At 70.7% G+C, this 8,794-nt stretch carries 12 protein-coding genes; 9 read left to right on the plus strand and 3 right to left on the minus strand.

All coding sequences use genetic code 11. The annotated features are described in order from the left end of the window. From EJK15_RS64935 to EJK15_RS64955, 5 genes are all read left to right on the plus strand, one after another. On the plus strand, positions 1–237 hold a 237-nt coding region (locus tag EJK15_RS64935; protein ID WP_138720199.1), incomplete at its 5' end, for a GyrI-like domain-containing protein. Further along, positions 234–752, plus strand: a complete 519-nt coding sequence (locus EJK15_RS64940) for a hypothetical protein (protein ID WP_138720200.1) — start codon at positions 234–236, stop codon at positions 750–752. The genes EJK15_RS64935 and EJK15_RS64940, both read left to right, overlap by 4 nt. 177 nt (positions 753–929) lie before the next feature. Further along, positions 930–1,127, plus strand: coding sequence for a DUF5999 family protein (locus tag EJK15_RS64945; RefSeq protein ID WP_138720201.1), 198 nt, complete (start codon positions 930–932; stop codon positions 1,125–1,127). After that, entirely contained in the window at positions 1,124–1,522 is a 399-nt protein-coding gene (locus EJK15_RS64950; protein ID WP_138720202.1) for an ATP-binding protein, read from the plus strand. Before EJK15_RS64945 ends, EJK15_RS64950 begins: the two co-directional genes overlap by 4 nt. Before the next feature lie 214 nt (positions 1,523–1,736). Then, positions 1,737–4,088 carry an ATP-binding protein gene (locus EJK15_RS64955; protein WP_138720203.1) on the plus strand — a complete coding sequence of 784 codons (2,352 nt, stop codon included), beginning with the start codon at positions 1,737–1,739 and terminating at the stop codon, positions 4,086–4,088. Positions 4,089–4,307: 219 nt separating this feature from the next. On the opposite strand, the gene EJK15_RS64960 is transcribed toward EJK15_RS64955, so the two are convergent. Beyond that, entirely contained in the window at positions 4,308–4,709 is a 402-nt protein-coding gene (locus EJK15_RS64960; RefSeq protein WP_138720204.1) for an ATP-binding protein, read from the minus strand. Positions 4,710–5,031: 322 nt separating this feature from the next. Between EJK15_RS64960 and EJK15_RS64965 the strand changes: the two genes are divergently transcribed. The 3 genes from EJK15_RS64965 to EJK15_RS64975 all read left to right on the plus strand — a co-directional run bounded on the left by EJK15_RS64965 (position 5,032) and on the right by EJK15_RS64975 (position 6,730). Beyond that, on the plus strand, positions 5,032–5,631 hold the full coding sequence (locus EJK15_RS64965) for a dihydrofolate reductase family protein (RefSeq protein WP_138720205.1): 600 nt from the start codon (positions 5,032–5,034) through the stop codon (positions 5,629–5,631). Positions 5,632–5,781: 150 nt separating this feature from the next. After that, on the plus strand, positions 5,782–6,033 hold the full coding sequence (locus tag EJK15_RS64970) for a helix-turn-helix domain-containing protein (RefSeq protein WP_138720206.1): 252 nt from the start codon (positions 5,782–5,784) through the stop codon (positions 6,031–6,033). Between the two features lie 463 nt (positions 6,034–6,496). Further along, positions 6,497–6,730: a hypothetical protein gene (locus EJK15_RS64975; protein ID WP_138720207.1), complete on the plus strand. Its 234-nt coding sequence runs from the start codon at positions 6,497–6,499 to the stop codon at positions 6,728–6,730. 53 nt (positions 6,731–6,783) lie between these two features. On the opposite strand, the gene EJK15_RS64980 is transcribed toward EJK15_RS64975, so the two are convergent. Together EJK15_RS64980 and EJK15_RS64985 are read right to left on the minus strand one after the other, a co-directional pair. Continuing rightward, the gene (locus EJK15_RS64980) at positions 6,784–7,737 is read right to left on the minus strand and encodes a radical SAM protein (RefSeq protein ID WP_240778044.1); all 954 of its coding nucleotides are present in this window, start codon (positions 7,735–7,737) and stop codon (positions 6,784–6,786) included. Between the two features lie 48 nt (positions 7,738–7,785). Next, positions 7,786–8,220 (minus strand): GNAT family N-acetyltransferase, encoded by a 435-nt coding sequence (locus EJK15_RS64985; RefSeq protein WP_138720208.1) that lies wholly within the window; start codon positions 8,218–8,220, stop codon positions 7,786–7,788. A gap of 235 nt (positions 8,221–8,455) precedes the next feature. Between EJK15_RS64985 and EJK15_RS64990 the strand changes: the two genes are divergently transcribed. Continuing rightward, on the plus strand, positions 8,456–8,779 hold the full coding sequence (locus tag EJK15_RS64990) for a DMT family transporter (RefSeq protein WP_138720209.1): 324 nt from the start codon (positions 8,456–8,458) through the stop codon (positions 8,777–8,779). The last annotated feature ends 15 nt before the right edge of the window (positions 8,780–8,794 follow it).

Genomic DNA, 8,794 nt, shown 5'->3' on the forward strand with positions numbered 1-8,794 from the left:
GAGGTGTATAAGAGACAGGAGGTGGAGGTGCTGCCCGGTGGCCGGTTCGCCTGTGCCACTCACGTCGGTCCCTATGACCAGATCCCGCTGACCGCGCATGCCGTGCTGGCGTGGTGTGCCGAGCGGCGTCATGTGGTCCGCGGCCCGATCCGGGAGGTGTACGTGTCGGATCCGGCCGGCACCTCGCCGGAGCGGCTGGTCACTCATGTGTTGATCTGTTTGGAGGAGGAATCATGACCCCTGTTCTGACCACGTACGGACCGGTGACGTGCCTGTGCGTCACCGGCATGGGTGAGCCGGGCGGCGCGGAGCATGCCGCGGCCATCCGCGCTCTGTACACCGTCGCCTCGGCCATGGGGGGTCCGGCCGGGCCGCTGGAGGGGCTGTGGTGGGTGGAGGACGAGCGGCACGGGCTGCAGGTGCCGCGGGAGCTGTGGCGGTGGCATCTGCTGCTGCCGGCGGCGGGCGTGGCGGAGGCGGGTGCGCTGGAGCGGGCGCGGGAGGTGACGCGGCCGTCGGGCGTGGCGGTGGACCGGGTGGTGGTGGCGACGTTCACGGAGGGGGAGTGTGTGGAGCTGGTTCACGCGGCTCCCTTCAGTGAGGAGCATGTGTCGCTGAAGGTGATGGAGGAGTTCATGGCCGAGCGGGGGCTGGTGGTCAATGGGCTGCATCATGAGGTGTATCTGACGGCGCTGGACGATCCGGATCCGCGTACGGTGCTGCGGCAGCCGGTGCGGGCGGGCGGGGGGTGAGCTGCCGGTGAGCCGCTCGCCCGGGGGTCCTGGGCGGGCGGCGCCTCTGCGTACCTACGTAGGGGATATAGGTACCCATATGGGGATTTATCTCCTCCTTCTGGAGGTAGAGTTGAGGAGACTCTGAATCTGTGACCCGCTATACGCGGGGAAGCAAGGGGATCGAGGGTTCGAGTCATGTGTCAGCATCTGCCTCCATGTCCGCCGGCGGATTCCGCCGGCCGCGAGGCCGCCCGACTGGTGGCCTACCACCCGGAGCAGGGATGGGGCCTGCTCTGCAACGGTGTGGTGTTCTTCGATGACACGGGCGAGCTGCTGCCCGACGGGCGCAGCGTCGTGCCCGCGCAGGTCTGCGCGGCAGGGCGGGCCGCATGAGTGCCTCCCTGGCGTCGTGGACGTTCTCGCCCGCGGCCGTCTCGGTGCACCAGGCCCGGAACGCCACCCGCGCGCAGCTGGCCGACTGGGGCCTGCAGCACGGCTGCGAGTTCGCCGAGCTGCTCGTCAGCGAGCTCGTCACCAACGCGATCGAGCACGCGCGCGGCATCGTGCGGCTGACCCTGACGGCCGTCGGCGACCGGCTGCGCTGCGAGGTCGAGGACTGCAGCCCGCGCCTGCCGCGCCACCGGCGGGCCCTGGACGACGACGAGGGCTCGCGCGGGCTGCACCTGGTGGACGCCCTGTCGTCCGGCTGGGGCAGCACCCGCACCAGCAGCGGCAAGGTCGTCTGGTTCGAGCTTCCGGTGCCCGCACCGGCGGCCGCGATCGCCTAGCCCCGCCTCCTCCGACGACGGTGACCCCCTCCTCCCGACGGTCGATCCCCGCTCCCCACCGTCAAGGCAAGGACTGCGAACCTCCAAGCGAGGCAAAAACTTCCTGTGGGTTTATAACGCGAACTGCCTCAGTTAACGGGCTGGACATAACCTGGTGGGCGACGACGGGGTTTCGGCGTAATGGTGACCCGCCGGCCGCGTCGCGCGAGGCACCATGACAGCGGTGACGACCAGCACCTCCGCGGGACAGCCCAACGGGGCCCTCCCCGCCGAGGTGACGAGTTTCGTGGGGCGTCGGCACGAAGTGGCCGAGGTCCGGCATCTGCTGTCCATCTCCAGGGCCGTCACGCTCACCGGCGTCGGCGGAGTCGGCAAGACCCGGCTGGCGCTGCGCGTCGGTCACGAGGTGCGGCGCGCCTTCCGCGACGGCGTCTGGCTCGTCGAGCTCGACGCGCTGGAGAACCCCGACATGCTCGCCCAGGCCGTGGCCGAGGCCCTGCAGATCCGCGACCGCAGCGTCGCGCCGCCCTTGCGGATCCTCGCCGACCATCTGCGCGACAAGCAGGCGCTGGTCATCCTCGACAACTGCGAGCACCTGGTCACCGAATGTGCCGTGCTCGCCGAGACGCTTTTGCGCGCCGCCCCCGAACTGCGCATCCTGGCCACCAGCCGCCAGGTGCTGGGCATCGTCAGCGAACACGCGGTGCCCGTGCCGACTCTCCCGCTCCCGGACCGCGAGGCGGCCCGCCCGGCCCTCGACACGCTCATGCAATGGGACGCCGTCCAGCTGTTCGCCGAACGGGCCCGCGCCGTGCTGCCGTCGTTCGCCGTCACCGAGGACAACCGCGACGTCGTCACCGCGATCATCCGCCGCCTCGACGGCCTGCCCCTGGGCATCGAACTGGCCGCCGTCCGGCTGCGCGCCCTGTCGCCGCAGCAGCTCCTGGACCGGCTCGACGATCGTTTCCGCCTGCTCACCGCCGGGTCGCGGGCGGTACTGCCGCGCCACCAGACCCTGCGGGCCCTGATCGACTGGAGTCACGCCCTATGTTCGGAGGAGGAACGCCAGCTATGGCATCGAGCCTCGGTGTTCGCCGGGAGCCTGGACCTGGAGGCGGCCGAGACGGTCTGCTCCGGGGACGGCATCGCCCCGGAGGACGTGCTCGACCTGGTGATCGGCCTGGTCGACAAGTCCGTGCTGATTCGAGAAGACCACCCGGACGGCGTCCGCTACCGGATGCTGGAAACCCTGCGCCAGTACGGCCGCGAGCATCTGTCGGCCGCCGGGCAGGAGGTGGTGCTGCGGCAACGGCACCGCGCTTATTATCGCGACCTGGCCGCCCACGCCCGTGCGCAGGTGTTCGGGCCGTCGCAGGCGGCCTGGTTCAACCGGCTGCAGCTGGAGCACGCCAACCTGCGCAGCGCCCTGGACGGCTGCTTCGCGACGCCGGCCGACGCCGGCACCGGCCTGTGCATGGCCACGGATCTGCTGTATCACTGGATCACCAGTTATTACCTAGCTGAGGGACGCGGCTGGCTGGAGCGAGGGCTGGCCGCCGTCTCCGAGGGGGGCGAGGTACGCGGCCGCGCGCTGTGGGCCGGCAGCTGGCTGGCCGTCATCCAGGCCGACATCCCGGCCGCGACGGCCATGCTGGAGGAGAGCCACCGCATCGGGGAACGGCTGGGCGACGAGCCGATCCTCGCCTACGCGGACCTGTTCTCCGGCATGGTCGCCATGTGCGAGGGACGCAGCGAGGACGCGATCGGCTGCTACGAGCGGGCCCTGGCCCGCCATCGCACCACCGGTGACCCGATCGGGCTGGCTTTGTCGCTCATCCGGCTGTCGCTGGCGCGGTCCTTCCGGGGGGAGTCCGGGCCGGCCATCGCCGCGGCCGAGGAGTGCCTTTCGGTGTGCGAGGCCTACGGGGAGGGCTGGCACAAGGCGTACACGATGATGGCGCTGGGCGTGGAGGTGTGGCGGCAGGGAGATCTGCGGCGCGCCACCGAGCTGGAGCGCGAGAGCCTGGCCTTCAACCGCTCACTCGGCGACCGGCTCGGCGTCGGGATCACCGTCGAGGTGCTGGCCTGGATCGCCGCCGCGCAGAACCTGCACGAGCGGGCCGCCCGGCTGCTGGGGATCCTGCAGTCCGTGTGGAGCTCGGTGGGGGCGCCGCTGTCGGGGTACGGGCATCTGGCCCGTTACCACGACGAATGCGAGGAGCTCACCCGCAAGGCGCTGGGGGAGGCGGCCTTCGCCGCGGCCGTCAGGCGCGGCGCCCGGCTGCCCTACGACGAGGCGCTCGCGTACGCGCTGCAGGAGGACAGGCCCCAGGACGCCGTCAAGGAGGACGGGCAGACGCCGCTGACGCGCCGCGAGCTGGAGATCGCCCGCCTCGTCGCCCAGGGGCTGACGAACAAGGAGATCGCGGCGTCTTTGGTGATCGCGCAGCGGACCGCGGAGGGGCACGTCGAGCACATCATGACCAAGCTCGGTTTCAACTCCCGGGCCCAGATCGCCGGGTGGATGGGGGAGCGCGCCCGCGCCGGCGAGGCTCCGCCCTCGTAGAGCGGCTTTCCAGCGGTGGGCCGGGCCCTGACACCAAAGGGCCGGGACCGGCCTCGATGGTGACCGCCGGCCCCGGCTGCCGGGGGAGGTCAGTACGGCAGCGGCCGTCCTGACGGGGACCGCAGGTCGAGTCCGTGGCCGCTGGTACGCGGCTTGGGGCTGATGCGGATCCTTATCCTGCGCACGATGGGTGTCTCCTTCGATCGGCGTGGGGGCCGTTCAGTTCTGCGGCGACAGGTACAGCTCGAACCAGACGACCGGGCCGGCGGTGCCCCAGCAGCATGCCAGCCGGTCCAGCAGCGGGGCCGGGCACGGCGGCGCGGCTGCGGCGGCGGGCTCGCGGTGCTGTGACCGCTCCTCCCCGATCTCGCAGCGCAGCAGGCCGTCCTCGGCGGACAGGGTGAGCTTGATCTTCTCGGCGCCGGCGCGCAGGGCGTCGGCGACCAGCTCTCCGGCGAGCAACTGGGCGACGTCGGCCTGCTCGGCCAGGTCCCAGGCGGACAGCCGGGCGGCGGTCATCCGGCGGGCGGTGGGGACGGCCGAGGGCCGCGCCGACAGGGTCCACGACACCGTCCGCTCCTGTCCGGTCCAGCCGGTGCGGAGTGCCAGGTCGTGCCCCATGGCCAAGAGCCCGTTCCAGGACGGGAGCCGCCAGGCCGGCGGTTGGCCTCCGATGTCGCCTGGAGTGTATGGCGTCTGACACATGGCTCCCACGTCGATCCTTTCCCCCGGTGATGTGGTCACATGTCCAGCATGCGTGGCGCTTCCCCCGAGAGAGACGGGACAAATCCCCATATCGATACCTAGATGGGATACGTAGGTAGCTCATAGGTATCTCAGCCGCCGCAAAAAGGGGTGCCGGGGCGATGAATCCGCCGCCCGCCCTGTCTCTCAACAGGTGACCGACGCACCCAGGCGTCACACCGGGAAGGAAACCCCTGACATGCGCAAGCTCATCGCGTGCAACATCGTCTCGCTCGACGGCTTCTACGAAGGGCCCGGCGGCGACGTCATGGCGCTGCCGTTCGAGGAGGCGTTCGACGACTACAACGCCGAACGGCTGCGCGCCGCCGGCACGCTGCTGCTCGGGCGCAGGACGTTCGAGGGGATCAAAGGCTTCTGGCCCCCGATCGCCGACGACCCCGCGGCGCGGCCGGTGCTGCGGGAGATCTCCCGGCTGAACAACGCGATCGGCAAGGTCGTCGTCTCCGACAGCCTCACCCCCGAGCAGACCGCGCCGTGGCACACCACCCGCATCGTCGCGCGTGCGCAGGCGTACAAGGAGGTCGCCGAGCTGAAGCGCGGGACGGAAGCCGGCGACATCCTGATGTTCGGCAGCCACGTGCTGTGGAACGACCTGCTCGCGCACGACCTGGTCGACGAGCTGCACCTGATGATCGGCGCCGGCGTGCTGGCCGGGGGCACACCCGCGTTCGCCGGGCGCCCGCCGGGCTCCCTGCGCCTCATCGGCGCCGCCCCCCTGCCCGGCTCCGGCATCATCCTGGCCCGGTACGCCCCCGAACCGGCTCGCACCGGGTCGTGAGACTGCCCGGCGTTCACGGGCAGTCCCGCCGGCCCACCTTGAGGAAGAACGCGGCGGCCGCCCGCTGCCTGTACGGACGGCGTATGGTCCCAAGGGCGATTGGGGGATAACAATACCGGTATAGGTATCCCAGCGTATAGAGTGAGACCCATGGTGCGACCTCCGCTGACCCCCGAGGAGCGGCTGCGCGGCGAGCAGCTCGGGCTCGTGCTGCGCCGCGCGCGCGGCGGGCGCAGCATCGTCGAGGTCGCGGCCGCGGCCGGCATGTCCGCCGAGACCCTCCGCAAGATCGAGACCGGCCGCATCGCCACGCCCGCGTTCTTCACGATCGCCGCGCTGGCCGACGTGCTGGGCGTCTCGCTCGACCGCCTCGCCGACCGCTCCACACCCGCCCCCACCTGACCGTTCCGGTCTTCCGGGGGTTTCCGGTCCTGCCGTGGCCGGCGCCACCGGCAATTCCGCGGTTGCGGCCTCAAACAGCAGCTCCGTCCCTGTGCCGGTTTATTGCACCTCGAATGGTGCCTTTTCTTGCTTTTTGCCGCTGGTCTGGGATGGCGTTGGGGGAGGCGGGGAAGCGCCTTCTCGCATCCGCGGCGCGCAGGAGTTGTGCCTGGTCAGAGTGGAAGATCGGCGCTGTCTGAACATCCCCGAGTTGTCGGGAATTTCGCTAATTACGTATATGTAATGACATCTGTGGGAATTAAGCTTTGCCGCGCGCCGGGAGACTCCACCGGACACCGCCATTACCGTGAGAAATGTCCAGCGCCGTATCCGGCGCATCCCAGGGAAACCCCGGATCCGACGCTCATCCTCCGCCCAGCGACCCCGCTGGGACGCGATCATCGCCTAAGGGAGTGATCTTCAGATGCTCAAGCGCCTTCTGCTCACCGCATCGCTCATGGCCTCGACCTTCTTCGTCACCGGAGCCGTCACCACCCCGGCCGTCAACGCCGACACCTGTGCGTCCAGCGCCCAGCAGACCACCGCCGACAGCGCCAAGAAGTGCACGTGGAAGTGGTGGGGCGACAAGTATTGCTACTTCTGCAAGAAGAAGCACGGCTCGTGGAAGCTCCAGTACTGCAAGGAGAACAACCACTAGAGCCATGAAGCTCACCGTTCGCCCCGCGAGTACCGCTCGCGGGGCGTTCCCCTTCAGACCAGCGCCAGCTGCGCCGCCCGCGGCTCACGCCGCTGAACCACACCCGGGCCGCACCGCATCCCGTACACCTGGCACAGCTGAGCGATCTGCCCCGTGATACGCCGCTCGTAATCAGGGGAGGGCAGCCCCGAACGGTCGTACAGCTCCTCATAGCGGGCCACCAGATGCGGATGCGCCCGCTCCAGCCACTCCCCGTACCACGCACGCGTGCCCGGCGGCAGCCGCAGCACCACCGGCTCCACCGCCCGCGCCCCCACCCCCGCGATCCGCCGCACCGTCGCCCCCAGCTGATCGGCGGCGTCGCTGAGCAACGGCAGCACCGGCGCCATCAGCACCCGGCAGTCCACCCCCGCCTCCACCAGCGCCGCCACCAGCTCCAGCCGTGCCTGCGCCGTCGGCGCGCCCGGCTCGACCGCCCGCCGGATCCGCTCGTCCACGAACGCGATCGACACCGCCACCTGCGCCCCCGCCCGCGCCAGCAGCCCGGCGTCCCGCAACACCAGCGCACCCTTGGTGTAGACGGTGAACGGCACCCCCGTCTCCGCCAGCGCCCCGATCACCCCCGGCATCAGCCGGTAGGTCTCCTCCGCCGCCTGATAACAGTCACCCGTGACCCCCACCGCCAGCTCGTCACCGTCCCACCGCACCAGATCGGCCCGCAACCTCGCCACCGCGTTCGGCTTCACCACGATCCGCGTGTCGAAATCACGCCCGGCGTCCAGACCCAGCCGCCGATGCCCCGCGCGGGCACCGCAGCCGCGGCAGGCATGGGCGCAGCCTCGGTAGGGGGAGACCGCCCACCGCTGGGCGATGCCCGCGGTCCGCGGCACCCGCTCGATCATCGTGCGGGCCTGCGTCTCGTAGAAGCCGTCACGCACGACCGCGCGCCGCTCGATCAGCGGACGGTCGTCAGCGGCATCGACAAGAGGAAGCGCGTCCCAACCCACACCCACAGTGGAACACGTATTCGACTGCGTTTTCAAGCGATTCCGCCTTCACGGGTTCACGTAGCGGTGCACCAGCGCGGGCTCGCCCGCCGCGTTCAGCCAGCCGGCGCGGCCACTGCCGACCCTGCGCCAGCCCGACCGCTCGTAGAACGCGATCGCCGCCGCACCCTCAGAGGAGACCTCCAGCTCCAGCGGCCCGCGCACGGCCGCGCGCACCGTGCCCAGGAGCCGGGCCGCCAAGCCGCGGCCACGGGCGGCGGGAACGACGAACAACCGGGTGATCTCCGTATCCCGGGCGAGACCCACATGCCCCAGCACGGCGCCCGCCTCGGCCGCCACCCACGCCCCGGTCAGATCACCCGGCCTCAGCCAGCCGGCCGGATCATCCGGCCAGTCCACGGGGTAGCGGTCGGCGGCCTGCACCAGGGCGAGCGCCTCGACACAGGCGTCCAGATCCTCGGGAACCCTCGGGCGGATAAGCACCTGGCCAAGCCTAGGCCGCGCCAGGACCCGCCCGGGACCGAGCGCCTCCACCCCAACGCCCCTGCGGCCGGCCTGCCACGAACGCCCGGGCAGCTCCGGGGGAGTGGCCACCCCGGCCGGCCACGAAGCGCGTCACCGCCGTCGCGCCCGCCCGCCCGCCATCCACACCGTCACCGGCCGCCGGACCGCGATAAACTGGCACACTCGTACCAATTTCATCCTGGGGGGCACACCCATGGCCTGGCTCCTGCTCGCCTTCGCCATCGCCTCAGAGGTCCTCGCCACCTCCGCGCTCAAACTGAGCAACGGCTTCACCCACCTCGGCTGGACCCTCATCGTCGCCGCCGGCTACATCACCTCCTTCATCCTCCTGGCCCAAGCACTCAAGCTCCACCTCGAGGTGGGCACCGCCTACGCCATCTGGTCAGGCGCCGGCACCGCCGCCATCGCCCTCATCGGCGCCGCCTTCATGAGGGAGACCCTCACCCCCCTCAAGATCGGCGGTATCCTCCTCATCATCGGTGGCGTCGTCGTCCTCAACCTCGCAGGTGCCCATTGAACCCGCAGCAACACC

Origin of the sequence: Nonomuraea basaltis, assembly GCF_005893125.1 — a bacterium.
GTDB classification, from domain to species: domain Bacteria; phylum Actinomycetota; class Actinomycetes; order Streptosporangiales; family Streptosporangiaceae; genus Nonomuraea; species Nonomuraea basaltis.

Coding starts and splice junctions, on each gene's coding strand:
- EJK15_RS64940 (WP_138720200.1), top strand. CDS start 234: ATGACCCCTGTTCTGACCACGTACGGACCGGTGACGTGCCTGTGCGTC.
- EJK15_RS64990 (WP_138720209.1), top strand. CDS start 8,456: ATGGCCTGGCTCCTGCTCGCCTTCGCCATCGCCTCAGAGGTCCTCGCC.
- EJK15_RS64970 (WP_138720206.1), top strand. CDS start 5,782: ATGGTGCGACCTCCGCTGACCCCCGAGGAGCGGCTGCGCGGCGAGCAG.
- EJK15_RS64950 (WP_138720202.1), top strand. CDS start 1,124: ATGAGTGCCTCCCTGGCGTCGTGGACGTTCTCGCCCGCGGCCGTCTCG.
- EJK15_RS64965 (WP_138720205.1), top strand. CDS start 5,032: ATGCGCAAGCTCATCGCGTGCAACATCGTCTCGCTCGACGGCTTCTAC.
- EJK15_RS64955 (WP_138720203.1), top strand. CDS start 1,737: ATGACAGCGGTGACGACCAGCACCTCCGCGGGACAGCCCAACGGGGCC.
- EJK15_RS64975 (WP_138720207.1), top strand. CDS start 6,497: ATGCTCAAGCGCCTTCTGCTCACCGCATCGCTCATGGCCTCGACCTTC.
- EJK15_RS64960 (WP_138720204.1), bottom strand. CDS start 4,709: ATGGGGCACGACCTGGCACTCCGCACCGGCTGGACCGGACAGGAGCGG.
- EJK15_RS64945 (WP_138720201.1), top strand. CDS start 930: ATGTGTCAGCATCTGCCTCCATGTCCGCCGGCGGATTCCGCCGGCCGC.